Annotated in this window: 20 protein-coding genes and 1 other RNA gene; 7 read left to right on the top strand and 14 right to left on the bottom strand. The window is 49.7% G+C overall.

Annotation, left to right across the window (positions count from 1 at the left end):
* Positions 1 to 134: 134 nt before the first annotated feature.
* A complete protein-coding gene (locus ACTHSQ_RS04255; protein WP_440371291.1) occupies positions 135 to 2,045 on the bottom strand; it encodes an alpha-amylase family protein in 1,911 nt (636 codons plus the stop codon).
* Between the two features lie 667 nt (positions 2,046 to 2,712).
* Here ACTHSQ_RS04255 and ACTHSQ_RS04250 point away from each other — a divergent pair.
* From ACTHSQ_RS04250 to ACTHSQ_RS04240, 3 genes are read left to right on the top strand one after another with little or no spacing between them, the layout of a single operon-like run.
* Positions 2,713 to 3,492 carry a (Fe-S)-binding protein gene (locus tag ACTHSQ_RS04250; RefSeq protein WP_049344813.1) on the top strand — a complete coding sequence of 260 codons (780 nt, stop codon included), beginning with the start codon at positions 2,713 to 2,715 and terminating at the stop codon, positions 3,490 to 3,492.
* Entirely contained in the window at positions 3,489 to 4,190 is a 702-nt protein-coding gene (locus tag ACTHSQ_RS04245) for a LutC/YkgG family protein (protein ID WP_049344814.1), read from the top strand. The genes ACTHSQ_RS04250 and ACTHSQ_RS04245 overlap by 4 nt, the downstream gene beginning before the upstream one ends.
* Positions 4,187 to 5,641 (top strand): LutB/LldF family L-lactate oxidation iron-sulfur protein, encoded by a 1,455-nt coding sequence (locus ACTHSQ_RS04240; protein WP_049344815.1) that lies wholly within the window; start codon positions 4,187 to 4,189, stop codon positions 5,639 to 5,641. Before ACTHSQ_RS04245 ends, ACTHSQ_RS04240 begins: the two co-directional genes overlap by 4 nt.
* A gap of 187 nt (positions 5,642 to 5,828) precedes the next feature.
* On the opposite strand, the gene ACTHSQ_RS04235 is transcribed toward ACTHSQ_RS04240, so the two are convergent.
* Positions 5,829 to 9,662 carry a DUF3683 domain-containing protein gene (locus ACTHSQ_RS04235; protein ID WP_440371290.1) on the bottom strand — a complete coding sequence of 1,278 codons (3,834 nt, stop codon included), beginning with the start codon at positions 9,660 to 9,662 and terminating at the stop codon, positions 5,829 to 5,831.
* A gap of 260 nt (positions 9,663 to 9,922) precedes the next feature.
* Here ACTHSQ_RS04235 and ffs point away from each other — a divergent pair.
* Positions 9,923 to 10,019: signal recognition particle sRNA small type (gene ffs / locus ACTHSQ_RS04230), an RNA gene on the top strand.
* Positions 10,020 to 10,136: 117 nt separating this feature from the next.
* Here ffs and ACTHSQ_RS04225 read toward each other — a convergent pair.
* From ACTHSQ_RS04225 to ACTHSQ_RS04205, 5 genes are all read right to left on the bottom strand, one after another.
* A complete protein-coding gene (locus ACTHSQ_RS04225; protein WP_003679234.1) occupies positions 10,137 to 11,354 on the bottom strand; it encodes a uracil-xanthine permease family protein in 1,218 nt (405 codons plus the stop codon).
* Between the two features lie 167 nt (positions 11,355 to 11,521).
* Positions 11,522 to 11,833 (bottom strand): hypothetical protein, encoded by a 312-nt coding sequence (locus ACTHSQ_RS04220; RefSeq protein ID WP_003683532.1) that lies wholly within the window; start codon positions 11,831 to 11,833, stop codon positions 11,522 to 11,524.
* Positions 11,834 to 11,915: 82 nt separating this feature from the next.
* Positions 11,916 to 13,178: a multifunctional CCA addition/repair protein gene (locus ACTHSQ_RS04215; RefSeq protein ID WP_003683685.1), complete on the bottom strand. Its 1,263-nt coding sequence runs from the start codon at positions 13,176 to 13,178 to the stop codon at positions 11,916 to 11,918.
* A 75-nt stretch (positions 13,179 to 13,253) separates the two neighbouring features.
* Positions 13,254 to 14,216, bottom strand: a complete 963-nt coding sequence (locus tag ACTHSQ_RS04210) for an SPFH domain-containing protein (protein ID WP_440371289.1) — start codon at positions 14,214 to 14,216, stop codon at positions 13,254 to 13,256.
* Positions 14,217 to 14,225: 9 nt separating this feature from the next.
* On the bottom strand, positions 14,226 to 14,651 hold the full coding sequence (locus tag ACTHSQ_RS04205) for an NfeD family protein (protein WP_003683491.1): 426 nt from the start codon (positions 14,649 to 14,651) through the stop codon (positions 14,226 to 14,228).
* Between the two features lie 125 nt (positions 14,652 to 14,776).
* Here ACTHSQ_RS04205 and ung point away from each other — a divergent pair, with 125 nt between their 5' ends.
* Complete coding sequence (ung, locus tag ACTHSQ_RS04200) at positions 14,777 to 15,436, top strand: uracil-DNA glycosylase (RefSeq protein ID WP_440371288.1); 660 nt, start codon at positions 14,777 to 14,779, stop codon at positions 15,434 to 15,436.
* 54 nt (positions 15,437 to 15,490) lie between these two features.
* Here ung and ACTHSQ_RS04195 read toward each other — a convergent pair whose 3' ends face one another.
* The 5 genes from ACTHSQ_RS04195 to ACTHSQ_RS04175 all read right to left on the bottom strand — a co-directional run bounded on the left by ACTHSQ_RS04195 (position 15,491) and on the right by ACTHSQ_RS04175 (position 19,160).
* A complete protein-coding gene (locus ACTHSQ_RS04195) occupies positions 15,491 to 16,564 on the bottom strand; it encodes a sulfate/molybdate ABC transporter ATP-binding protein (protein ID WP_440371287.1) in 1,074 nt (357 codons plus the stop codon).
* Positions 16,561 to 17,421, bottom strand: coding sequence for a sulfate ABC transporter permease subunit CysW (gene cysW, locus ACTHSQ_RS04190; protein ID WP_049328527.1), 861 nt, complete (start codon positions 17,419 to 17,421; stop codon positions 16,561 to 16,563). The genes ACTHSQ_RS04195 and cysW overlap by 4 nt, the downstream gene beginning before the upstream one ends.
* An 84-nt stretch (positions 17,422 to 17,505) precedes the next feature.
* On the bottom strand, positions 17,506 to 18,342 hold the full coding sequence (gene cysT, locus ACTHSQ_RS04185) for a sulfate ABC transporter permease subunit CysT (RefSeq protein ID WP_440371286.1): 837 nt from the start codon (positions 18,340 to 18,342) through the stop codon (positions 17,506 to 17,508).
* Between the two features lie 160 nt (positions 18,343 to 18,502).
* The gene (locus ACTHSQ_RS04180; protein ID WP_049352227.1) at positions 18,503 to 18,952 is read right to left on the bottom strand and encodes a DUF4124 domain-containing protein; all 450 of its coding nucleotides are present in this window, start codon (positions 18,950 to 18,952) and stop codon (positions 18,503 to 18,505) included.
* A gap of 13 nt (positions 18,953 to 18,965) precedes the next feature.
* On the bottom strand, positions 18,966 to 19,160 hold the full coding sequence (locus ACTHSQ_RS04175; protein WP_070632972.1) for a hypothetical protein: 195 nt from the start codon (positions 19,158 to 19,160) through the stop codon (positions 18,966 to 18,968).
* 186 nt (positions 19,161 to 19,346) lie between these two features.
* On the opposite strand from ACTHSQ_RS04175, the gene ACTHSQ_RS04170 reads away from it, so the two are divergent.
* The gene (locus ACTHSQ_RS04170; protein WP_070712944.1) at positions 19,347 to 20,975 is read left to right on the top strand and encodes an ABC-F family ATPase; all 1,629 of its coding nucleotides are present in this window, start codon (positions 19,347 to 19,349) and stop codon (positions 20,973 to 20,975) included.
* Between the two features lie 224 nt (positions 20,976 to 21,199).
* Here the strand turns inward: ACTHSQ_RS04170 and ACTHSQ_RS04165 are convergent, their stop codons facing one another.
* Positions 21,200 to 22,417, bottom strand: coding sequence for a D-alanyl-D-alanine carboxypeptidase family protein (locus ACTHSQ_RS04165; protein WP_003683484.1), 1,218 nt, complete (start codon positions 22,415 to 22,417; stop codon positions 21,200 to 21,202).
* A gap of 204 nt (positions 22,418 to 22,621) precedes the next feature.
* Here ACTHSQ_RS04165 and ilvA point away from each other — a divergent pair, with 204 nt between their 5' ends.
* Positions 22,622 to 24,145, top strand: coding sequence for a threonine ammonia-lyase, biosynthetic (gene ilvA / locus ACTHSQ_RS04160; RefSeq protein WP_440371285.1), 1,524 nt, complete (start codon positions 22,622 to 22,624; stop codon positions 24,143 to 24,145).
* A gap of 59 nt (positions 24,146 to 24,204) precedes the next feature.
* Here the strand turns inward: ilvA and trmB are convergent, their stop codons facing one another.
* Positions 24,205 to 24,921 (bottom strand): tRNA (guanosine(46)-N7)-methyltransferase TrmB, encoded by a 717-nt coding sequence (gene trmB / locus ACTHSQ_RS04155; protein WP_003683649.1) that lies wholly within the window; start codon positions 24,919 to 24,921, stop codon positions 24,205 to 24,207.
* Between the last annotated feature and the right edge of the window lie 116 nt (positions 24,922 to 25,037).

Here is a 25,037-nt window from a genome sequence, read left to right as displayed (position 1 = left end):
AAGTGTGTCATTTGGTATTAAAGCGTGCATTCTAAGCGAAACTGCCCAAAATACAAAATACATCTTATGCCTTAAAAGGCCGTCTGAACGCTGATTTGTTCAGACGGCCTTGAATGATGTATAAAAAATTCAGCTTATGCAATTTCAAGCCACATGACTTGATAGGGTTGCAGTACTAAGTCCTGATTCAGAGAAACGGTTTGGCCGCTGATTAAATCATGCGCTTTAAACGGCATGGCCTGCAGGGTGTGCGCACTGATGGTTTGCGCATGTTCGCTGAAGTTGCCGAATGCCAAAAGCGCGTTGTTGCGCATATAGCCGATGATGTGTTTGTTGTTGGTGTTAAAGGTGACCAATCTGCCGCCATTAAAGCGCGGATTGCTTTGGCGGATGGAAATCATATGGCGCAAACCTTGGAAGATTTGACCGGCAGTGGTCGAGCTGTCATGGCGTTGGTTGTACAACTCCTCATTGTACCGAGGACGGTGTGCCCAGCGGCTGTCGTCGCTCTTATTGCTGTCTTGCGACCAGTCGTCGTCATTGAGCGTACCCACTTCGTCGCCTAGGTAAATCAGCGGTAGACCGCCGGTACTCAAAGCAATGCTGTACAAGAGTTTGATGCGGTCAACGGCATGCGGATCGTTTTGAGCCAAGCCAACCAATGCTGCGGCTGTACCGCTGACGCGGCAGTCGCCTGTGCTTGGATTGTATTGGAACGGTACACCGCGTGCGAAGCTGCCGTCAAAATGGTTGACGAAGAAGCGGTTGAGGAATTGGCGGTGGTCGTAGCCGTGGATGCCGAATTGTGATGCGTCTTCGTCGGCGAACGTCCAGCCGATGTCGTCATGGCTGAGGACGTAGTTAACCCATGCAGTATGGTCGGGCAGGTTGTGGCGGTAGGTCAGTGCTTGATGGAGTAGGTTGACTTCGCGTGTGGCAAGCGTGTTCCACAACAATGCCATTTGCAGAGGGTTGTAGCCGATTTGGCATTCGTCTTGGCTGATGTATTGGACAACTTGGTCAGGATGGACGATGGCTTCGGATTTGAAGAACACGGCTGGCGCTGCGATACGCATTACGGAGTTAAACGCGCGAATCAGAGCGTGTGCCTGAGGCAGGTTTTCGCAGCTTGTGCCCATTTGCTTCCAAATAAAGGCAACGGCATCCATGCGCAGAATATCAACGCCCAAGTTGGCAAGGAACATCATTTCGCCTGCCATGGCACGGAATACCCATGGGTTGCTGTAATTCAAGTCCCATTGGAAGGAGTTGAACGTCGTCCATACCCAGCGTCCGTCTTCCAGTTGGGAGAAGCCGCCCGGATGTTGGTCGGGGAAGATTTCACGCAGGGTGCGGTCGTATTGGTCGGGCATCCAGCGGTCAGGGAAGATGTAGTAGAAATTGTCGTAAAGCGGATTGCCGGCGGCGCAGCCTTTTGCCCATTCGTGTTCATTGGAAGTGTGGTTAAAGATGAAATCGACAACGGCGGAAATACCTGCTTCGTGCAGTGCGGCAATGACATCGCGCAAGTCGTCTATTGTGCCCAAAGCCGGATTGACATCGCGGTAGCTGCTGACTGCATAGCCGCCGTCGCTTTTGCCTTCAGGACATTTAAACAGGGGCATCAGGTGCAGATAGGTCAGGCCCAATTCTTGGAAATAAGGAATTTTGGCTTTCAAGCCTTGCAGATCGCCTGCGAACAAATCGACGTAGCACCCGCCGCCAACCTGTTTGTTGGACAAAATCCAGTCAGGATCGTTTTCGCGCGCGATATCGATATCTTTTAAGGATGAGTTGCGTTGGGAATAGCTTTGCCATGCTTGGGCAATCAGTTGCTCCAGCATGGGGAGGACGGCTTCGTTGTTGTTGTAAACATTGTCCAGCTCGTGCATCAGTTTTGGGAAGTGTTCCTCAAGTCGTCTGTCAAACTGTTTCCAGTCTTCAGATGTCTCGATACTTGCACGCTGTTCGGGGGTATAAATCGATAGGGTGCGTTCTTTAAGGTGATGCAAGGTCAAATCAACCTGTTGAGTCTGGGTCAACATAATGCCTACTCCGAAGTTAAGGTGAAATTGTTTTGAAGCTTGGTTTCACTTCTTTTGCAAATCCATGCCGATCGTGGGCGGCCAAGACTGTAATTTTGCGTCAAGAAACTGCCTCAATGATACTGGAAGTGCTTGAGTGTGCATAGAGTTTTCAAGGTTAAGAAGGATGATTTTTCAAGTGTTTGATTTTGATTAAAAGTAAGGTTGAGCATATGGAAAGCGGCCTTTTGACGAACTTATCTTTCAGACGGCCTGAGTCTTGTGAGAAAAACTTTTATTTTTATTATCTTAGACATCTTTTTATTCAGATATGGCCGTCTGAAACATATGTACAGCATAATGGGTCGCTTATTTTGTTTAAAAATGAGTCATAGAGATTAAGTTCATGACTTCTGATGTAAATCAAGATTCTATAAAGAGGCAGTTATTGTGTTTTAAATAAAGAGAGAATGTACGAGCTTCATTCATTAAAAAATGAATCCATCAGTTTTCTTATTGATAGTGGTTATTATGTAGATTATCAAGTTAATAAGGAAAAGGTGTTTGTCTGGTTTGTCATGCTTTTTTAATATTATTTTTTAAAATTAGACTTGACCCATTACAAGCAATTACTTAAAGTATCCATCTGATTTTTACACAAGAAAACGGGTTGTCCCGTTCCAAAAAAATGAGCGCAATCAAACCACCACAAATCACTGTATTCGACAGCAAGCCAACCGATGCTTATTTCTTCGGTACTTGCGTTCTCGACCTTTTTATGCCTGAAGCCGGTATGGATGCCATCACTTTAATCGAACAACAGGGTATCCGTGTCCATTATCCAATGGAGCAAAGCTGCTGCGGTCAACCGGCCTATTCGTCAGGTCATCCTAAAGAAGCCTTTGATGTTGCCAAAGCGCAACTGGATTTATTCCCTGAAAATTGGCCGATTGTCGTGCCTTCCGGTTCTTGCGGCGGCATGATGAAACACCACTGGCCGACTTTGTTCAAAGGTACCGAGTACGAGCAAAAAGCCATTGATTGCGCCAATCGTATCATTGAATTTACCCACTTCCTGCTGGCGATTGGTTACAAACCTGAAGATAAAGGCGAGCCGGTTAAAGTGGCTGTTCATACTTCCTGCGCGGCGCGTCGCGAGATGAATGTACATTTGTCAGGCTGGCAGTTGATCGACGGCATGGAAAATGTTGAACGTATCGTTCACGACCATGAAAGCGAGTGCTGCGGTTTTGGCGGTACATTCTCTGTGAAACAAGCCGATATTTCCGGAGCGATGGTAACCGACAAAGTTGCCGCGCTGAAAGAAACCGGCGCAACTGAAATCATCAGCGCGGACTGCGGTTGCATGATGAATATTGGCGGCAAAATCGCTAAAGACGAACCCAATATGCCACGTCCGAAACATATTGCATCTTTCCTGTTGGAACGCACCGGAGGTAAAGCATGAGCGCGCGCGAAAATATTTTAGCGAAATTGAAAAAAGCCGATGCCTTGCCGATGGAAGAACCGCCGGTTTTCGATTATTACCGTGAAATGGGTGTTTCTTGGGCAAACGATGTCGAACGCTTGAAACATTGGGCGGCTGCCATGCGTGCCGTCAAAACTGAAATCTATTGGGTTACCAAATCCAACTGGCCGCAAGTATTCCGTCAAGCCGCCGAAGGCAAGGGCTTGAAAAACATTCTGCTTCCATTGGAAACAGAACATGGTCAGCTGGCCCGTGCAGCTTTGGCCGATACCGATATTGAACCGCGTGGTTTTGAGCGAAAAATCGACGACTGGAAAAACGAATTCTTTACCGATATTGAGGCTGGTTTTAGCGGCTCTAAATGCGGTATTGCCCGTACCGGTACGATTATGCTGGAGTCCAGTCCTGTCGAGCCACGCAGCCTGAGTTTGGTTCCGCCTGTGCATTTCTGCTTGTTTGACACCAGCAAAATGTACAACGAATTACATAATGCTGTTGAAGGCGAAAAACTGGTAGAAAAAGGCATGCCTACCAACGTTATTTTGATTTCCGGCCCGTCTAAGACTGCTGATATTCAATTGACTTTGGCCTATGGTGCACACGGCCCGCGCGATTTGGTGGTTTTGGCCGTTCTGCCTGATCACATTTCCCCTGCCGATTTGGAGGAAAAAGCATGAGTTCCCAAACCATTAAATTCCATATGAAGCCGGAAACGTTCAAGCAAAACGCCGCGATTTCTTTGCAAGACAAACCTTTGCGTAAAAGCTTGCGCACAGCGATGGACATGCTGATGACCAAGCGCAAAGCCGTTTTGACAGATGAAGAAGAGCTGCAAAGCCTGCGTGACTTGTGTGAGCATGTCCGTCAACGTTCGTTGTCCAAATTGCCTGCATTATTGGAACAGCTGGAAGAAAACCTGACCAAGTTGGGCGTTAAAGTCCACTGGGCAGAAACACCTGCCGAAGCCTGCCAAATCATTCACAACATCATTACCGATAAAAACGGTAAGCTGATGGTGAAAGGCAAATCTATGGTCAGCGAAGAGATTGAGCTGAACCATTATCTGCAAGATCAAGGCATCAAAGCGATTGAGAGCGACTTGGGCGAGTTTATCGTTCAAATGGCCGGCGAGAAACCAACCCATATCGTGATGCCTGCCATTCATAAAACCAAAGAGCAGGTTAGCGAGCTTTTCCATCAAAACCTCGGCACTCCATTAACAGATGATGTAGACCAGTTGACTGGATTTGCGCGTAAAGCATTGCGCGATATTTACAGCACTGCCGATGTCGGTTTGAGCGGTGTGAACTTTGCCGTTGCTGAAACGGGCACTTTGTGTCTGGTCGAAAATGAAGGCAACGGCCGCTTGAGTACCACTGTACCGCCTGTGCACATCGCCATTACCGGTATTGAAAAAGTGGTTGCGAAGCTGTCGGATGTTCCGCCTTTGTACAGCCTGCTGCCACGCTCCGCCATCGGTCAGAACATTACCACTTATTTTAATATGATTACCGGTCCTCGCCGTAGCGAAGAGCTGGACGGCCCTCAAGAAATGCACTTGGTACTGCTTGATAACGGCCGTAGTCAAGCGTATGCAGAAGATCAAATGCGCCGTACCTTGCAATGTATCCGTTGCGGTGCGTGTATGAACCACTGTCCGGTTTATACCCGTATCGGTGGCGCGGCCTACGGTACGACTTATCCCGGCCCGATTGGCGAGATTATCTCTCCGCATTTGTTAGGCTTGGATGCGACACGCGATCTGCCGACTGCATGTACCATGTGTGGCGCCTGTGTTGAGGTTTGTCCGGTACGCATTCCGATTACCGAACAAATGCAACGTCTGCGTGTTGAAGCGCAACGTTCGCCAACAGAAACCGTTCCTCATCCTATCCGTGGTCAAGGCGCATCGCATACCTTCGGCGAGCAAATGGCGTGGCGTACGTTTAACGGCATTTTCAGCGGCAGTAAGGCTTATCGAGCATTCGGCTGGGCTGCTACCAAATTCCGTGCATTGACGCCAAGCAAGCAGTTAAGCTGGACCAATAACCATGTTCCGATGAAACCTGCCAAGCAAACATTGCATGAGATGATGGCAGAAAGAAAACGTCAGCAAGAAAAAGCATAAGACTTGAAAATAAAACCTGGGGGATAAAAGCCTCAAGTTTTATTTTTTATTGAATACTGCTGGTGTAGCATCGCTATTTGTAAAGGCATTTGATTTGATTATTGTATTTTGATTCTTTTGAATAAAAAGGCCGTCTGAAAGATTTTCAGACGGCCTTTATTACATCCAAAAGTTTTTGTCTAAGTCCTTAGAGCAATACTTTTTCTACACCGCCGTTATTGGCTTTTTTTACAAACTCATCCAGCCAGTTTTCGCCGAGGATGTGTTTCGCCATTTCGATGACAATGTAGTCGGCAGGCATATTGTTGTCGTCGGCGTAGCGGCTCAGGCCTTGCAGGCAGGCTGGGCAGGAGGTAAGCATTTTGACGGGTTCGCCCTGAGGCAGCTCTTTGAGGTTTTTCTCAATTTCCTCTTGTTTGCGGAACTTGACCTGAGTGGCAATGTCGGGTCGTTTGACGGCAAACATACCGGACTCGCCGCAGCAGCGGTCGCTTAAGACGACTTTCTGTCCCATCAGGCTGCTGGCCATTTGGGTGGCATTCATGGTTTTGATCGGGGTATGGCAAGGGTCGTGGTAGAGGTATTGCTGACCTTGTACGCCGTTTAGCTGCACACCTTTTTCAAGCAGATATTCATGGATGTCGATGATACGGCAGCCTGGGAAGATTTCTTCAAAACGGTATTTTTCCAGTTGGTCGTAGCAGGTACCGCAACTGACGACGACGGTTTTAATGTCGAGGTAGTTAAGGGTGTTTGCCATACGGTGGAAAGCCACGCGGTTGTTGGTACTCATTTCTTCGGCTTTAGCCTTATTGCCGCCTGCGTCTTGCGGATAGCCGCAACACATATAGCCCGGCGGCAGGATGGTTTGTACACCGACATGCCAGAGCATAGCTTGAACAGCAAGCCCGATTTGGCTGAACAGACGTTCGGAACCGCAACCTGGAAAGTAGAATACGGCCTCGGCATCTTCAGGAGAAGCCGGATTGCGGATGATAGGAATACTCTTGTCGTCTTCTATACCCAGCATGGAGCGCGGAGTTTTAGCAGGTACGCTTTTCGGCAAAGGACGGTTGATGAAGTGGATAACCTGTTCTTTGATTGAGGCGGTGCCGACGGTGGCTTTCGGTTCGGCTTTTTGCTTTTTAGTGCCAATCGGAAGAAGCTTGCCGATTTTGTAGGCAAAGTTTTGCGCAGGGAAGCCGGTCTGTATCATGGCGGCGCGAAGGGCTTTGATGGTTTTCGGGCCTGTGGCGTTCAAAAATGCCATGCCCATTGAAGCCGCAGGCGCAAATCGTTTGTGGCCGGAATCGGCAAGGTAGTTGCGGACGGCTACGGTAACGTCGCCGAAGTCGATGTTAACAGGGCAAGGTTTGACGCAGCGGTGGCACACGGTGCAGTGGTCGCCGATGTCCATGAGTTCTTCGAAGTGTTTGATGGAAACGCCGCGGCGGGTTTGCTCTTCGTATAAGAAGGCTTCGGTCAGCAAGCCTACGCCGAGGATTTTGTTACGTGGGCTGTACAGCAGGTTGGCACGTGGAACATGAGTAGAGCAAACGGGTTTGCATTTGCCGCAGCGCAGGCAGTCTTTGACGGAATCGGCGATGGTGCCGAGGTCTGATTTTTCCATAATCAGCGATTCCGCACCTAAAAGCTCGAAGGATGGCGTGTAGGCGTTGCGCAGGTCCGAGCCTTTCATCAGTTTGTGACGGTTGAAGGTGTGTTTGGGATCGACTTGGTTTTTGTAATTCCAAAACGGTTGCAAATCTTCATCTGTCAGGAATTCGAGCTTGGTAATGCCGATGCCGTGTTCGCCGGAAATTACGCCGCCGAGCGAACGGGCGATTTTCATGATGCGTTCCACAGAACGGTAGGCCGTCTGAAGCATTTCGGCATCGTCTGAGTTAACCGGAATATTGGTGTGAACGTTACCGTCGCCGGCGTGCATATGCAGGGCGACGAAGACGCGGCTGCGTACGGTTTTGGCGTGGATTTTGCCCAAGCCTTGGATAATTTTGGTATCTGTTTTGCCGCTGAAGATTTCAGAAAGCGGCTTCATTACGTCCGCTTTGACAGACACGCGCAGGCGGAAATCGCGGAAGGCAATAAAGCAGCTTTCATTGTTTTTGGCTTCGGGCGCAGCGTGGACGGCTGCGCCATAGCGTGCTTTATAGTCGGCAAGCGGCGCGTCTAAGTTAGCAAGCAGCCATTCCCAACGCGCTTTGACAGCGGAAACGTGGGCTAGGGCGTGTTTGCCGCGTTCGCCCAATAGTTCGGCGGTTGGCAGGTCTGTTCCCATTTTGTCGATGGGGAGTTTGCCGGACAGATATTGCTCTAAGGCGGCACAGAGTTTGAGTTTGTTTTGAATGGAAAGCTCAATGTTGATGCGCTCGATGCCGTCTGAATACTCACCGAGCCGCTCCAGCGGAATCACTACGTCTTCGTTGATTTTAAAGGCGTTGGTATGTTTGGCGATGGCGGCGGTGCGGCTGCGGTCAAGCCAGAAGGTTTTGCGCGCTTCTGGAGATATGGCGATAAAGCCTTCGCCGTCGCGGGCGCGGGCAAGTTTGCAGATGTGTTCGGCGGCTGCCTGTACGGCGGCTTCGTCATCGGAAACCACGTCTGCCAGCAAGACCATTTTAGGTCGGCCTTTACCTGCCGCTTTGGTGGCATAACCGACGGCGCGGACGTAACGCCAGTCTAAATGCTCCAAACCCGCCAGCCGAACGCTTTCATGGGTAAGCAGGAAATCGCGGATTTCGACGATGGAAGGCGTTGCGGTGGCGACTGTACCGAAAAATTCCATACATACAGTACGCGTGTATTTCGGCATTTTGTGCAATACGAAGGCGACGCTGGTGATGATGCCGTCTGTGCCTTCTTTCTGCACGCCGGGCAGACCGCTCAAGAATTTGTCGGTAACGTCTTTGCCCAAACCGACTTTGCGGAATTTGTGGCCGGGGATTTCCAAGCGTTTGGTATTGACGATATTGCGGCCGTCTGAATCCAACGTATGTACATCAAACAAGGCGATTTCTTCATCGTGGATTTTGCCAAAATTGTGGCGAACGCGTTCGATACGCAACCATTCGCCTTGAGGGTTGATCATGTTCCAGTAGGCGAGGTTGTCCAAGGCAGTACCCCACAGCACAGCTTTTTTGCCACCTGCATTCATCGCCACATTACCGCCCACGCAAGACGCATCGGCGGAAGTCGGATCAACGGCAAACACCAAACCCGCCTGATGCGCGGTTTCTTCCACCCGGCGGGTTACTACGCCTGCGCCACAATGGATAATCGGATGTCTGCCGTCCAAGCCTGCCAGCTCAACATATTCGACGCCGCGATGCTTGTCGAGTTTTTCGGTATTGATGACTGCGCTGTTTGCGTCTAAAGGTACTGCGCCACCAGTGTAGCCGGTACCGCCACCGCGTGGGATAATGACCAAGTCCAACTCAATTAAAGCGCGCACCAAAGGCGCGATCTCTGCCTCGGTATCAGGATTAACGACAACAAACGGATACTCCACGCGCCAGTCAGTCGCATCGGTAACGTGCGTTACTCGAGCCAATCCGTCAAACATAATATTGTGCGGCTTGGTAATTTTGCTTAAGCGATCCAAAATTTGATGGCGTTTTTGGCTGGTTTCATCAAAACTGCTATCAAAACGCTCGACTGCTTTTTCTGCTGCTGCAACCAAGACATCCACTTGCCGATTATCGTCGCGGCGTTTGCGGATTTCATTTAAGCGGTGGCGCATTTCCCGCACCAGCGCGGCGCGGCGTTTCGGATGCTCCAGCAAATCATCGACCAGATACGGATTACGCACGACCACCCAAATATCGCCCAATACTTCAAACAGCATTCGTGCCGAACGTCCTGTTTTGCGTTGACCGCGCAGGTCTTGCAGGATTTGCCACGCTTCGTTGCCCAACAGTCGGATGACGATTTCGCGGTCGGTATAAGAAGTATAGTTATAGGGAATTTCTCGAATACGCTGAGGGGCAGTAGTCGTGGTCATGGTCGTGTTCCGTTGATGGATGTAATGTTTTTATATTAAAGGCCGTCTGAAAAATGCAATTTCTTCTTGATGGCGTAAAGTGTTAATGTAGTGTAATTTTCGATATTTTTCAACGGAAAAGACAATAAACATTTCAATGGGAATGATTTTCAACTAGGTAATATTGTTTACAATCTTGTCATGTAAATGATTTTCAGACGGCCTGACAGATTTTATCGCTTGAGTTTTTCTGTAAAACCGCTATAATGCGTTTCTTCTATGGCGGGTCTCCCCGCATGGTAATTCGGAACACCGGGTCAGGGGCGGAAGCCAGCAGCCCACTCTGATGAGCCAGTGCCGGGGGTTCGGCTCGCCACCTTATTCAAAAATGCCGGAGATGGTTAAGTCTCCGGCATTTTTCATTGTATAAAGCGTAATAAAAAGGCCGTCTGAAATCTCATTTTCAGACGGCCTTTGAGTTTATGAGCCAGCTATTTATGCTTCTTCTGATTTTGTATTGGGCAAAACGCAGTTCAGGATAATGGCCAATACGGCGCATAAACCTACACCGGCGAAGCTCAAAGTACCTACTTTGATAATCATGCCGCCGATACCTGTCGTCAATACGGAACTGACGATAACCAGATTTTTCGGCTGCATCAAATCGACTTTCGCATCAATCAATGTTTTGATGCCCAAAGAGGCGATTGTACCGAACAGCAGCAACATAATGCCGCCCATAACCGGCATAGGAATCGAAGCCAAAAACGCGTTGAACTTACCGAAAAATGCCATGAAAATCGCAAAAATTGCCGCCCAAGTCATGATAACGGGGTTGCTGTTTTTGGTAATCATCACCGCGCCGGTCACTTCACCGTAAGTGGTCACAGGCGGGCCGCCGATCAAACCGGCCACGCACACGCCCAAGCCGTCGCCGGCGAGGGTTTTGTCCAAGCCCGGGTCTTTAGTGTAGTTTTTGCCGGTTACATTACCGATGGCCATAATGCCGCCGATGTGTTCGATGGCCGGGGCGATGGCAACGGGCAACATAAACAAGGCAGCCTGCCAGTTGACTTGAGGCGTTTCAAAATGAGGGACGGCAAACCAAGGAGCGTTGATGATGGCGCTGGTATCGACCAAGCCCATGATCAAAGCCAACACATAGCCTGAAGCCACGCCGATCAGAATCGGAATCAGCTTCATCATTTTGCTGCCGAAGACAGAAACAATGACGGTTACCGCAAAGGTAAAGCCGGACAGAATCAGCGAGTCGATATAGTCGATGACCTGTTTTCCATCCGCCTGACCCATGGCCATGCTGCTGGCTGCAGCGGCCACGGACAAACCGATTACCATAATCACCGGACCGATAACCACGGGCGGCAACAGCTTGTGTACCGCATCTAGACCGCGCCATCTAATTAGCGCGGCAAAGACAAAGTACATGAAACCTGCCGCAAACAGGCCGAACATGGTAGAAGGCAGGCCCCATTCGCCGATGGAGTAGATAATCGGTGCAATAAAGGCAAAAGAAGAGCCGAGGAAAATCGGCACTTTACGTTTGGTAACCAATTGGAACAACAAAGTGCCCAAGCCTGCGCCCAATAATGCCAAAGCCGGGTTCAGTCCCGTCAGAAGCGGCACAAGCACCATGGCACCGAATGCGACAAACAAAATCTGCGCACCGGCTACCGCCGTTTTAAGCTGGTTCATAAAAGCTCCGAAGAAAATTCAAATGGCGCAGATTATACTGATTTATCCTAATTGTGAACATTTATTTACAAAAGGCCGTCTGAACATATGTAACGATGACACCTGTTCAGACGGCCTTATTCGATAGTGAATGATTAATAACTTATCAAAATCGATTAGGAAAATTTTTAGCCGCGAGTTTCGCGCCAAACCAAATAATCGCGCAGGGGCGGCATGGGTGGATTGATGCAGTGCGGACAGATGCCGGTTGTGTCTTCATCATCGCTGTCGATATGGTAGTCGTTTGGATCGAAGCGCACCTGCTGCATGACGGCTTGCGCCAAAGCTTGCGCCTGTACGACATCAAAGCGGAATTTTTCAAGGATTTCGTTTAATAGGCGGATTTCGCCGTCGCTGAAAGATTCGCTGTGTTTGATAATGAGGCGCTGATAATCTTCATTGCTGATTTTTTCGTGAAGTAAATCGGTCTGGATAGTCATGATTTTTATTGTTGAAATAAGATGGTCAAGGTGAGGATTATAGCGGATATCGTGGCGGCTGTTTCAAAGCTTGTCTATACCATCAATAGCCTCCTACTTTTTCAGCCTGATACGCTTTTTGCAGCGGCCTAATTTGCGCCAAGCGTGCATGATCGATTTGTTCGGCAATTAAATGGGCTTTCCCTTGTGTGCGGCACTCGGCGGCAATTTTGCCTGCATCTACTTGGTTGGCGGCCTCAAGTAAGGCCAGCCAGTGTTCGCGTTGCGGATAGGGGGCGTCTTCAAGGTTCAGACGGCCTTGTTTGTCGGCCACGCAGACGTTTAAGGCCGTCTGAAAACGTTCGGGGCGGCGGAATGCGTCGGTTTTTTTCAAAACATTCAAAATGGTTTTGCTTTTGAACTGCCCGACTTGATGGAGCATGATGTGCCAACGGCAGACAAGTTCGGCAAGCTCGGCGCAGTGTTTGGGTGCGCGCAGGCGTTGATTGACTTCGCGGACGGGTTCGACGCCGTTGACGTCGTGTCCGTAGTGTTTGGGCAGGATGTCGGCCGGTGTTTTTGCCTTGCCTAAGTCGTGCAATAAGGCGGCATAGCGTTCGGCGAGGGACAGGTTCATTTCTGCGGCTCGTTGTACAACCATCAGCGTATGAATACCGCTGTCGATTTCGGGATGATAGTCGGCGCGTTGCGGTACGCCGAAAAGGGCATCAAGCTCGGGCAGCAAAACTTTGAGTGCGCCGCATTCGCGTAAAACTTCAATCATTCGGCGCGGATTTTTCTCCATCAAGCCTTTGGCCAATTCCTGCCAGACGCGTTCGGCAACCAAGGCATCGGCTTCACCGTTTTCTACCATTTGCCGCATCAGCGACATGGTTTCATCGGCAATTTGAAAACCATAACGCGCGGCAAAACGGGCGATACGCAAAATACGCACGGGGTCTTCGGCAAAGGCAGGCGAAACGTGGCGCAGGATGCCGGCCGCCAAGTCTTGTTGTCCGCCAAAAGGATCGATGATCGTGCCGTCTGAATCTTGAGCCATGGCATTGATGGTCAGGTCGCGGCGCATCAGGTCTTGTTCCAGCGTAACGTCTTTATCGGCATGAAAGCTGAATCCGGCATAGCCTTTGGCGGTTTTGCGCTCGGTACGGGCGAGGGCGTATTCTTCGTGGCTGTCCGGATGGAGAAAGACGGGAAAATCCTTGCCGACAGGTTGATAGCCTTGAGCCAACATGTTTTGTGCATCTGCACCGACGACTACCCAATCGCGGTCTTTGACGGGCAGGCCTAAAAGATGGTCGCGGACGGCGCCGCCGACAAGATAGGTTTTGATGGTTTGTGTATTCATATAAAAATCGAACGATATAAAAAGGCCGTCTGAAAAGCCGTATTGGGTTTTCAGACGGCCTGAGTCAGAACGCTATTATGAGGCTTTAGGCTTGTTGCCGTCGATGATTTTCAAACCGGCGGAGACCAAGCTGCCGATGTCGGCAACGTTGGCAGGCATAATCAGCGTGTTGCTTTCTTTAGCCAAATTGCTGAAGGCGGCAACGTATTGCTCGGCAACTTTCAGGTTGACGGCTTCAGCACCGCCCTCGGAGCGGACAGCCTCGGCGATTTTGCGGATGGCGTCGGCGTTGGCTTCGGCCACCAGGCGCAGGGCTTCGGCTTCACCTTGAGCGCGGTTGATACGGGCGATTTTTTCACCGTTTGACGCGTTGATGGCGGCTTGCGCTTCACCTTCGGATTGTTGGATTTCTGCTTCGCGCTGACCGCTGGCAAGGTTGATCTGCTCGATTTTACGGCCTTCGGATTCGGCAATACGCGCGCGTTTTTCACGTTCGGCGGTAATTTGCGCTTGCATTGAGCGGAGGATTTCTTGCGGCGGAACCAAGTCTTTGATTTCGTAACGCAAGACTTTCACACCCCATGCGCCTGCCGCTTCGTCCAAAGCAGCAACAACAATGCTGTTGATTTCATCGCGCTCTTCAAAGGTTTTATCCAATTCCATGCGGCCGATGACAGAGCGCAAAGTTGTCTGCGCAAGCTGGGTAATCGCCATGATGTAGTTGCTGGAACCATATGAAGCGAGTTTTGGATCGGTGACTTGGAAGTAGATGATGCCGTCCACAGTCAGCTGAGTGTTGTCGCGGGTAATACAGACTTGGCTGGGAACATCCAAAGGAACTTCTTTCAGCGAGTGACGATAGGCGACGCGGTCGATAAATGGGATAAGGATGTCCAGACCTGCAGTCAGCGCTTTGTGAAAACGGCCTAATCGTTCGACCACATAAACTTCCTGCTGCGGTACAACGATAAAGGATTTGAAACCAAAAACAACAACGACGATGAAGAAGAGGACGATGGGGCTGAGCAGAAATTCCATAACGTTTCCTTATGATGATGGTTGGGAGAGTGTGCGGATAATCAGAAGATTGCCGTTTTTGGCGGTAATGACTGCGCTTGAGGCAGTCTGAAAAGTATCTTGAGGCCGTTCGGCTTGTGCCTGCCAATGTGTGCCGCGGTAGGCGACTTCGTAAATATTGTCATGCAGGTGGCGTAGGATGCGGACGTTTTGCCCAATATCCAAATCATCGTTAAGCACTTGGGGAGCCAACTGATTTTTCAGACGGCCGTGTACCAGCCAGATACCGAGTGCACTGATGATGGCGGCAGTCAAAACGGCGGCAGAAAAGTGTCCGCTTAATCCGTACATGATTCCGGCGGCGACCAGCGCTACGCTGACTACCAAAAGATAAACCGTTCCGATAAATAATTCGACAATCAGAACAACGGCGGCGGCAACAAACCATATCGTCATGCGGCATATCCTTTTAATAATCTTTTGAGAATCCTTATCATAATGGCAACAGCTTGAAATGAAAAGGCTAAGGTTGAAATTTATTTCAGTTATAATAAGTCCGTTCAAATACGGAGCGGCAAATAATGCAGACTTGGCACGAGGCAATTGGTGCGGAAAAAGAAAAGGCGTATTTTCAAACGATTTTGGAGAAGGTACGCCATGAAAGGCAGGCGGGGATAACCGTTTATCCACCTGAACGCGATGTATTCAATGCCTTTCGGACGACTGAATTTGGAAATGTAAAAGTAGTGATTTTGGGGCAAGACCCGTATCACGGTGCGGGTCAGGCTCATGGTTTGGCGTTTTCCGTGCAACCTGAAATTGCGGTGCCACCGTCGTTGGTCAATATTTATAAAGAGCTGGCGACGGATATTGAGGGCTTTCAAATTCCGCAACACGGCTATTTGCAGCATTGGGCGGAACAGGGCGTGTTGCTGTTGAACACGGTGTTGACTGTCCGTGCCGGTTCGGCGCATTCTCATGCGACTTTTGGTTGGGAGGCGTTTACCGATGAAGTCATCCGACAATTGGATAAGGAACGCGAACATTTAGTTTTTATGCTGTGGGGCAGCCATGCGCAGAAGAAAGGCGCGTTTATCAACCGCAACCGCCATTTGGTATTGACTGCGCCGCATCCTTCGCCTTTATCGGCATATCGCGGCTTTTTCGGCTGCAAACATTTTTCGCAGGCAAACGCTTATTTGCAGGCACATGGTTTAGAGCCGATTGATTGGCAGGTTTAAATAAGATGATAGGCCGTCTGAAAGCAGATTTTCAGACGGCCTTATGATTTAGTTTCAAATCGAATATTCAATCAGTTCATTTTGAGAAAAGACATAAACCTGTTTCGGAATCAGCTTCAATTCTTTGTCTTCGGCGATTTGGTAACGCGCGGCATCGCTGCCTGCCAGCGTGATATGTACGTCTTGTTTGTCGTGTTTGACTAAAATATGCGTCAATGCGCCGACGGCGTGAATTTTTTCGATTTTGGCACGAATCATCGGTGTTTCATTTTCGTCGGCAAGCTGCCATTCGTGCGGGCGGATGTAGCCGGTGGCGGTTTGTTCCTGCCATTTGTAGTGAGCGTCTAATTTCCACGCGAAGCCGTTGTAGTGCCAGATGCCTTTTTCGATTCTGCCTTCAAAAGCGTCGGTTTCGCCGAGGAACTCAGTAACGAAGGCGTTTTCAGGTTTGCGGTAAATGGCTTCGGCGCTGCCGGTTTGTTCGATTTTGCCGTGGTTCATGACGACGATTTCGTCGGAAACTTCGAGGGCTTCTTCTTGGTCGTGCGTCACCAAAATGCTGGTTACGCCCAAGTTGTGATGGATGTCGCGCAACCAAGTGCGTAATTCTTTGCGCACTTTGGCATCTAGCGCGCCGAAGGGTTCGTCCAAAAGCAGGAGTTTGGGTTCGACAGCGAGGGCGCGGGCGAGGGCGATGCGTTGGCGTTGGCCGCCGGAGAGTTGGTGCGGATAGGATTTGGCGAGGTGGGAGAGCTGCACGAGTTTCAGCAATTCTTCGACTTTGGTGCGGATTTGTTCTTTGGACGGGCGTTCGGACTTGGGCAATACGGTCAAACCGAAGGCGACGTTGTCAAACACGTTCATGTGGCGGAAAAGGGCGTAGTGTTGGAACACGAAGCCGACTTTGCGCTCGCGCACATGCTTGGCGGTAACGTCTTGGCCGTCAAAGAGAATTTGGCCGCCGTCGGCATTTTCCAATCCGGCGATAATGCGCAGGAGCGTGGTTTTGCCGCAGCCGGAAGGGCCGAGCAGGGAAACGAGTTTGCCGGTGGGGACGTTGAGGTTGATGTTTTTCAGCGCGTGGAACGCTCCGAAGTGTTTGTTTAAGTTTTGAATGGTGATGCTCATGCTGCGTTCCTTTCGGCGGCGGCGAGTTTTTTATCTTGTAATTTTGTGATGATGTTTTGTACCAGCAAGGTGGCCAAGGCTAAAAGTGCCAATACGCCTGAGAGGGCGAATGCGCCGGTGAAGTTGTATTCGTTGTAAAAGATTTCGACCAAAAGCGGGATGGTGTTGGTTTCGCCGCGGATGTGTCCCGATACCACGCTGACCGCGCCGAACTCGCCCATTGCGCGGGCGTTGGTAAGGATGATGCCGTAGAGCAGCGCCCATTTGATGTTGGGCAGGGTAACGCGCCAGAACATCTGCCAGCCGCTTGCGCCGAGTATCAGCGCGGCCTGTTCTTCGCTGTCGCCCTGCGCCTGCATTAAAGGAATAATTTCGCGTGCGACAAAGGGGAAGGTAACGAACAGCGTCGCCAGAATAATGCCGGGGATGGCGAAGATAATCTGTATGCCTTGCGCTTCCAGCCAGCCGCCCAATGCCGTGTGCGCGCCGAACAATAAGACAAACATTAAACCGGCCACCACGGGCGATACGGAAAACGGCAAATCGAGCAGGGTAGTCAGCAACTGCTTGCCGCGGAAGTCAAAACGGGTCAACAGCCACGCCATTGCTACGCCCAATACGGCATTGACGGGAACGACAATCAGCGCGGTAATCAGCGTCAATTTGATGGCAGACCATGCTTCGGGATCGGTCAAGGATTGCAGGTACAAATCCCAACCGCCTTTTAAGGCCTCGTAAAATACGGCGACAAGCGGTACGACCAGCATCAGCAGCAGAAAGCCCAAGGCGGTAGCAGTCAGCAATACGCGCAGCCAGCGCGGTTCGCTCAGGTTTGGATTGGTGGAATGGGTTTTCATGTTAGTGAAGTCTCTGTTTATTCTTGTATCTGTCTAGGCCGTCTGAAAAATGTTTGCTTGATGTTTCAGACGGCCTATTGTTTGTTAAACCTTCGCTCCGGCGCGGCGGCTCAAAGTCCATTGCATGATGTTCAAAATCAACAGGATGACAAACGAAATCATCAGCATAAACAGAGCAACGGCTGATGCGCCCTGAGCATCGTATTGCTCCAGTTTGCCGGTAATAATCAAGGGCAGGATTTCAGACACCATCGGAATATTGCCCGCGATAAAAATGACCGAGCCGTATTCGCCGGTTGAGCGGGCAAACATCATGCCTGCGCCGGTCAACAGGGCCGGTGTGATTTCAGGCAAGAGGACGCGGCGGAACGTAGTCCAACGGCTTGCGCCTAAAGTTGCCGCCGCTTCTTCATATTCTCCCGACAACTCTTCCAATACCGGCTGCGCGGCGCGGACGATAAAGGGCAGGCTGACGACAATCAGCGCAATCCAAATGCCGATGGGCGTAAAGGCGATTTTGATGCCTAAAGGCTCGAAAAAACGGCCTATCCAGCCATTGGGCGCATACAGGGTTGCCAACGCAATGCCTGTTACCGCTGTCGGCAGCGCAAACGGCAAATCGACCAAAGCGTTTACTAACCCTTTGCCCAGAAATTCATAACGCACCAATACCCAGGCGACCAACGTGCCGAACACGATATTGGTCAACATCGCATAAAACGACATCCGCAAACTCAGCCAGACGGCCGCCAAGACATTGGGTTCGGTAATCGTGTTCCAAAATCCGCTCCAGCCGATTTCCGCCGCTTTGGCCGCCATCATCGCAAACGGCAAAACCACCAAAAGCGACAGGCATAAAACCGTCAAACCCAGGCTGAGTTTGAAACCCGGCAATACAGAAGGCGTTTTGAGTAACAACATAATGGCAATCGTCAGAATTTAATACACGCTTACTTTAACAAGGCCGTCTGAAAACTGGAAAGAATACTTTGTTTGGTATAAAGACGATTTTGTTATATTGAAAAGATGAAAAGGCCGTCTGAACATCAAATTTCAGACGACCTTGCTGGTGTGGTAAGGATTAATAGGCAACAGGATCTTGAGATGCAGGCTGGCGTTGCGCCGCATCATAGTTTTCCTGAGCCGAGCGGACGGCTTTTTCCAAACCGTTGATCCGATCGAGATAGCGGGCATAGTTGCGTTCATTGCCATAACGCACTTTTTTGCCTTCTTCCAAATTTTTCTTGGCGGTATCTAAAGCACGCTTGGCCGCACCGACATCAGTCGGATTGACCGGGGCGACAGCTTCTTCTGCCTGCTCGGCTTTGCTTGGGGAAATCGGCGTTGCCGGTGTTGAAACAGGCGCAGAAGTATATACGGACGGTTTGCCGATATTGCTGGCTTTGCAGTTTTTGCCGCCGGCTTGGGTATAGACTTTGCGGCCGGCAGAATCGGTACATTCAAAAATAGGCGCGGCGGAAACCGCAGTTGCCAAAGCGAGCAGTAATGTGCTGATCCAGAGTTTGTTCATTTTTTATTTTTCCTTAAAACCATTTCCACCAAACAAATAAAGCCGCAATCATGATGATGTTGGCGAAGAGGATGGGTTTCCACTGTCTGGGCGCACGTCGTAATTCAGTGCCAGAGCGCGTGCGGCGGATATAGAAAAACGGGCTGAGCAGCATGGAGGCGGCACATACCAAAATAATCACGGCGTAATAGATTTTGTGCGTTTCCATATCGTTTCTCCGTTTCAGACGGCCTGAAATGCTGACTACAACGCGTTTTTGCGTGAAGCGCTGCCTGTTTTCATCTTGTATCGGGTATTGGACACATTTGCCATGGCCTCAATCCTGAGGTCTTTGCAAAAATATGCTACAATCGCGTCCGATTATAACATTCTATTTATAAAGGTTTTACGAATAATGATTTCTACTAACGGCATCACCATGCAGTTCGGCGCAAAGCCGCTGTTTGAAAACGTATCCGTCAAATTCGGCGAAGGCAACCGTTACGGCTTGATCGGCGCCAACGGCTCAGGCAAGTCCACCTTCATGAAAATCCTCGGCGGCGATTTGGAACAGACTGCGGGCGAAGTCGCGATTGAAAACGGCGTACGCTTGGGTAAATTGCGCCAAGACCAGTTTGCCTACGAAGACATGCGCGTGCTGGACGTGGTGATGATGGGGCACACCGAAATGTGGGCGGCGATGACCGAACGCGACGCGATTTACGCCAACCTCGAAGCCACCGAAGACGATTACATGAAAGCTGCCGAACTGGAAGCCAAGTTCGCAGAATACGACGGCTATACCGCCGAAGCGCGCGCCGCCGAACTGTTGAGCGGCGTAGGCATTTCCGAAGATTTGCACAATGCGACCATGGCGGAAGTCGCCCCGGGCTTCAAGCTGCGCGTATTGCTGGCGCAAGCCCTGTTCTCCAAACCTGATGTATTGTTGCTTGACGAGCCGACCAATAACTTGGACATCAACACCATCCGCTGGCTGGAAGGCGTGTTGAACCAATACGACTCCACCATGATCATCATCTCGCACGACCGTCACTTTTTGAACGAAGTCTGCACACACATGGCGGATTTGGACTATAACACCATCACCATCTATCCGGGCAACTACGACGACTATATGCTCGCTTCTGCCCAATCGCGTGAGCGCGCCCTGAAAGACAACGCCAAAGCCAAAGAGAAACTGCAAGAGCTGCAAGAGTTCGTTGCTCGCTTCTCCGCCAACAAATCCAAAGCCCGTCAGGCAACCAGCCGTCTGAAACAGGCAGACAAAATCAAATCGGAGATGGTCGAAGTCAAACCTTCTACTCGTCAAAACCCATATATCCGTTTTGAAGCCGACGAAAAAGCCAAGTTGCACCGTCAGGCTGTGGAAGTTGAAAAACTGGCCAAACGCTTTGAAACCCAGTTGTTTAAAAACCTGAACTTCATCCTTGAAGCAGGCCAGCGCCTCGCCATCATCGGCCCGAACGGCGCGGGTAAATCTACCTTGCTGAAACTCTTGGCAGGCGCGTACAACCCCGAATATTCAGACGGCCTGCTGCCGGACGAAGGCACCATCAAATGGGCGGAAAAAGCCAGTGTCGGCTACTATCCGCAAGACCATGAAAACGACTTCGACGTCGATATGGACCTGAGCGAATGGATGCGCCAATGGGGGCAGGAAGGCGATGACGAACAAGTCATCCGTGGCACTTTGGGCCGCTTGCTCTTCGGCAGCAACGATGTGGTGAAAAAAGTGAAGGTTCTCTCAGGTGGAGAAAAAGGCCGTATGCTGTACGGCAAACTGTTGCTGTTAAAACCCAATGTTTTAGTCATGGACGAACCGACCAACCACATGGACATGGAAAGCATCGAATCCTTGAACATGGCGCTGGAAAAATACAACGGCACACTGATTTTCGTATCACATGACCGTCAGTTTGTATCTTCATTGGCTACCCAAATCATCGAATTGGATGGCAAAGGCGGATATGAACACTACTTGGGCGATTACGAAAGCTATCTGGAGAAAAAAGGCTTAGTTTAAACTCATACTGATAGACTATTAAGGTATTGAAATGCCGTCTGAAAACCGTTGTGTTTTCAGACGGTATTTTTTTGAAGCGTTTAATATTATCAATCACTGAAACTGCTAAAATTAAAATGGATAAATTTCTTGTTAGGAATTTTTATTAAAGCCATAAAACAGATATACAAAAGGCCGTCTGAAAATTTCAGACGGCCTTTATTTATGTTTTGATAGAAAGAGGATTAACTGAATAAACTTTTAAACCACAACACAATCGCGTCCCACATACGGCGCAACCAGCTGCCTTCTTCTACGCCGGTCAGGGCGACGACGTCTTTTTCGGCAATAATTTTACCGTCTTTCATGACTTTCAGCTTGCCCAATACTTGGCCTTTTTCAATCGGGGCGAGGACGGGCTGAAGCGTTTCTAAGATTGGTTTGACGTTTTTGCCGGTATCGTGGGGAATGGTAATGTAAACATCGTCCAAGAAACCGATATCTACCGCTTTGGTGCTGCCTTTGTAAACTTTGACTTGGGAAATCACTTCTCCGCCGTTGTAAAGTTTAGGCGTATCAAATGCCTGTAATGACCAGTTGAGCAGTTTGCTGCTTTCGCTGGCGCGCGCTTCAGTAGATTCGGCACCGGCAAGAATGGAAACAATACGGCGGTTGTTGCGTTTGCTGGAAGCGGCGAGATGGTAGCCTGCGCCTTCGCTATAGCCGGTTTTCAAACCGTCGATACTGCTGTCGCGATAGAGTAGGAGATTGCGGTTGGGCTGCTCGATATTATTGTATTTGAAAGATTTGTTTGCAAATAAAGGATAATATTTCGGATAGTCATTGATGAGCGCGGCAGCCAAGATGGCAAGGTCGCCAACGGTTGAAACATGGCCGTTAGAAGAAATACCGGTCGGGTTGTTGAAGTGGGTGTGCTTCATGCCCAAGCGTTTGGCTTCTTCGTTCATTTGTTTGACGAATTCATCGATAGAGCCGTTGCCAAGGGCTTCAGCAAGGGTAATGGCGGCATCGTTGGCCGATTGGATGGTTGTACCCTTAATCAAGGAGCTGACGCTGACAGGAACTTTGGGATCGAGGAACATGCGCGAACCTTCGACTTTCCATGCAGCATTGGAAACGGTCAACATTTGTCCTGCCTCAAGCGTACCGTTTTCCAGTGCTTTAAAGGCAAGGTAGGCGGTCATCATTTGCGTCAACGCGGCAGGCTCGATAGGCGTGTCGGCATTGTTGGATGCCAAGGTTTGCTTGCTGTGCAGGTCGGTAACGATATAGGCAGTCGCCGCAATTTCCGGCGGCGTTGTCGGGCTGTTGATACTGTGCAGCAGTGGCTGCGTTTGAGCCTCGCTTTGTACGACAGGTGCGGATGCAACCGGGTCGGCAGCGAGGGCAGGAGTATTCAGGAGGGCAGCAAAAATTAAGCTAAGTAGCGTTTTTTTCATCATTATTTGTAGATTTGAATATGAGTGGACACTGTTATGAGGCAAACAGTTTGGCATATTAAATAGATATTAAGCGGACATTATACCGTCTCATTTAGGCTTTGCTAAGATTTTTCTTGCCTTCAGACGACCTCAGGGGTATGGTTTTAACTTTTTCCTCCGGTCGATTTGACCAAATTGCAATTTATTTCCGAACACTAAAATACCATGAACCATTCCCTTCCTCTTTCTGATTATCTAACCCGTATTTTGACCGCTTCCGTTTATGATGTGGCCGTAGAAACGCCTTTGGATTTGGCACGTAGTCTGTCAGGCCGTCTGAACAATCAGGTTTTGCTCAAACGTGAAGATTTGCAGCCGGTGTTTTCGTTCAAAATTCGCGGCGCGTACAACAAAATGGCGAAGCTGCCAAAAGAAGCCTTGGATTGCGGCGTGATTGCAGCAAGCGCGGGCAACCATGCGCAGGGTGTGGCTTTATCGGCTCAATATTTGGGTTGCCGCGCCGTCATCGTGATGCCGGAAACTACGCCGAAAATCAAAATTGATGCAGTAAAGAGCCGTGGCGGTGAAGTGGTATTGAAAGGTGTGTCTTACAACGATGCCTATGATTATGCGATGGAGTTGGCAGAAAAGGAAAAACTGACCTATATCGCGCCGTTTGATGATCCTGATGTGATTGCGGGTCAGGGAACCATCGGCATGGAAATCCTCCGTCAACACCGCAATATCAATGCGATTTTTGTGCCGATTGGCGGCGGCGGTTTGGCGGCTGGCGTGGCGGCATTTATTAAACAGGTTTGCCCTGAAATTAAAGTCATTGGCGTGCAAACCGATGATTCTTGCTGTATGAAGCAATCGGTTGAGGCAGGGGAAATCGTACATTTGAAAGATGTTGGCCTGTTTTCAGACGGCACGGCTGTTAAAGTGGTGGGCGAGGAAACCTTCCGCTTGTGTAAAGAGCTGTTGGACGAAATTATTACGGTCAATACGGATATGTTGTGCGGCGCGATTAAAGATATTTTTGACGATACGCGCAGCATTACTGAGCCTGCGGGTGCATTGGCCCTTGCCGGCCTGAAGACTTATGTTGCGAAAAACAATATCCAAGGTCAAAATTTGGTTGCGGTCACTAGTGGTGCCAACATGAACTTCCACCGCCTGCGCCATGTTTCTGAACGCAGTGAACTGGGCGAGGGCAACGAAGGTATTTTTGCCGTTACCATTCCTGAAGAAAAAGGCAGCTTCCTCAAGTTTATCAATGTCTTGGGTAGTCGGAATATTACCGAGTTCAACTATCGCTACGGCAACGACAACAATGCTCATATTTTTGTCGGCCTGCAAACTGCCGGTGCGCAAGACTTGGCCGTCATCAGCAAACAACTGGCTGACGCAGGCTTGCCGAATGTTGACCTGACCAATGACGAAATCGCCAAAATCCATATTCGTTACATGGTCGGGGGACGGACGGAAAAAGTTTCCAGCGAACGCTTGGTCAGCTTTGAATTTCCTGAGCGTCCCGGCGCATTGTCCCGCTTCTTGAACCATATGCGCGCCGAATGGAATATTACCTTGTTCCATTATCGCAATCATGGTGCGGATTACGGCCGTATTTTGGTCGGTATCGATGTGCCGGAAAGCGACAATGAAGCCTTTACCGACTTTTTAGAGAGCTTGGGTTATGTTTATAAAGAAGAAACCGATAATCCGGCTTATAAACTTTTCTTGGCTTAATCAATAAGATAAAAGGCCGTCTGAAATTTTTCAGACGGCCTTGTGTTTTATGTTTGGCTTTATTTCTTACGGAACACCAAGTCCCAAACGCCATGACCCAATCGTTTGCCTCGGGCTTCAAATTTGGTTTCAGGACGATAATCAGGTGTAGGGGCATAATCGGCAGCCGTGTTTTGCAAAGCATCGAAACTGCTCAAAACTTCCAGCATTTGCACGGCGTATTCTTCCCAGTCGGTCGCCATATGGACATAGCCGCCGCTTTTGAGTTTGGGCAGCAGCTTTTCAACAAACGGCACTTGTACCAAGCGGCGTTTATTGTGGCGTTTTTTGTGCCAAGGGTCAGGGAAGAAAATATGAATGCCGTCTAAAGAACCGTCTTCCAGCATCTTTTCCACTACTTCCACCGCATCATGACGCATCACACGGATATTGGAAATGTGTTCTTCCTCAATCAGCTTCAAAATATTACCGACACCCGGGCCGTGAACATCAATCGCTAAAAAGTCGGTATCGGGCAAACGTTTGGCGATTTCCACTGTCGCAACGCCCATACCGAAACCGATTTCCAATACTTTAGGATTGTCCCGTCCAAAAGCGCGGTTCAAATCCAAAGGAGCATCTTGAAAGTCCACACCAAATTGCGGCCACATCGTATCAATGGCGCGCTGTTGGGCCGCGGTCATATGGCCTTGGCGTAAGACGAAACTGCGGATGCTGCGTTTGTGTTCTTCCGGAACGGTATTTTCGGGTGTATTTTCTGGAATGTTTTCGGACATGTTGTTTTAAATCAGTGAAAAATCAAATAAAAAGGCCGTCTGAAAGAATCAGACAACCCTGCATATAAATCGGCGTGATTATAGCGAATAAACGTTTTTCCTGAAACCTTTTAAAA

The sequence above is a fragment of the Neisseria sp. P0009.S008 genome, from assembly GCF_051958615.1.
In the GTDB taxonomy this organism is placed as follows: domain Bacteria; phylum Pseudomonadota; class Gammaproteobacteria; order Burkholderiales; family Neisseriaceae; genus Neisseria; species Neisseria subflava.
Note: the sequence above shows the minus strand (reverse complement) of the source record. Positions and strands in the feature narration are given on the sequence as shown.

Coding starts and splice junctions, on each gene's coding strand:
- ACTHSQ_RS04255 (WP_440371291.1), bottom strand. CDS start 2,045: ATGTTGACCCAGACTCAACAGGTTGATTTGACCTTGCATCACCTTAAA.
- ACTHSQ_RS04250 (WP_049344813.1), top strand. CDS start 2,713: ATGAGCGCAATCAAACCACCACAAATCACTGTATTCGACAGCAAGCCA.
- ACTHSQ_RS04245 (WP_049344814.1), top strand. CDS start 3,489: ATGAGCGCGCGCGAAAATATTTTAGCGAAATTGAAAAAAGCCGATGCC.
- ACTHSQ_RS04240 (WP_049344815.1), top strand. CDS start 4,187: ATGAGTTCCCAAACCATTAAATTCCATATGAAGCCGGAAACGTTCAAG.
- ACTHSQ_RS04235 (WP_440371290.1), bottom strand. CDS start 9,662: ATGACCACGACTACTGCCCCTCAGCGTATTCGAGAAATTCCCTATAAC.
- ACTHSQ_RS04225 (WP_003679234.1), bottom strand. CDS start 11,354: ATGAACCAGCTTAAAACGGCGGTAGCCGGTGCGCAGATTTTGTTTGTC.
- ACTHSQ_RS04220 (WP_003683532.1), bottom strand. CDS start 11,833: ATGACTATCCAGACCGATTTACTTCACGAAAAAATCAGCAATGAAGAT.
- ACTHSQ_RS04215 (WP_003683685.1), bottom strand. CDS start 13,178: ATGAATACACAAACCATCAAAACCTATCTTGTCGGCGGCGCCGTCCGC.
- ACTHSQ_RS04210 (WP_440371289.1), bottom strand. CDS start 14,216: ATGGAATTTCTGCTCAGCCCCATCGTCCTCTTCTTCATCGTCGTTGTT.
- ACTHSQ_RS04205 (WP_003683491.1), bottom strand. CDS start 14,651: ATGACGATATGGTTTGTTGCCGCCGCCGTTGTTCTGATTGTCGAATTA.
- ung (WP_440371288.1), top strand. CDS start 14,777: ATGCAGACTTGGCACGAGGCAATTGGTGCGGAAAAAGAAAAGGCGTAT.
- ACTHSQ_RS04195 (WP_440371287.1), bottom strand. CDS start 16,564: ATGAGCATCACCATTCAAAACTTAAACAAACACTTCGGAGCGTTCCAC.
- cysW (WP_049328527.1), bottom strand. CDS start 17,421: ATGAAAACCCATTCCACCAATCCAAACCTGAGCGAACCGCGCTGGCTG.
- cysT (WP_440371286.1), bottom strand. CDS start 18,342: ATGTTGTTACTCAAAACGCCTTCTGTATTGCCGGGTTTCAAACTCAGC.
- ACTHSQ_RS04180 (WP_049352227.1), bottom strand. CDS start 18,952: ATGAACAAACTCTGGATCAGCACATTACTGCTCGCTTTGGCAACTGCG.
- ACTHSQ_RS04175 (WP_070632972.1), bottom strand. CDS start 19,160: ATGGAAACGCACAAAATCTATTACGCCGTGATTATTTTGGTATGTGCC.
- ACTHSQ_RS04170 (WP_070712944.1), top strand. CDS start 19,347: ATGATTTCTACTAACGGCATCACCATGCAGTTCGGCGCAAAGCCGCTG.
- ACTHSQ_RS04165 (WP_003683484.1), bottom strand. CDS start 22,417: ATGATGAAAAAAACGCTACTTAGCTTAATTTTTGCTGCCCTCCTGAAT.
- ilvA (WP_440371285.1), top strand. CDS start 22,622: ATGAACCATTCCCTTCCTCTTTCTGATTATCTAACCCGTATTTTGACC.
- trmB (WP_003683649.1), bottom strand. CDS start 24,921: ATGTCCGAAAACATTCCAGAAAATACACCCGAAAATACCGTTCCGGAA.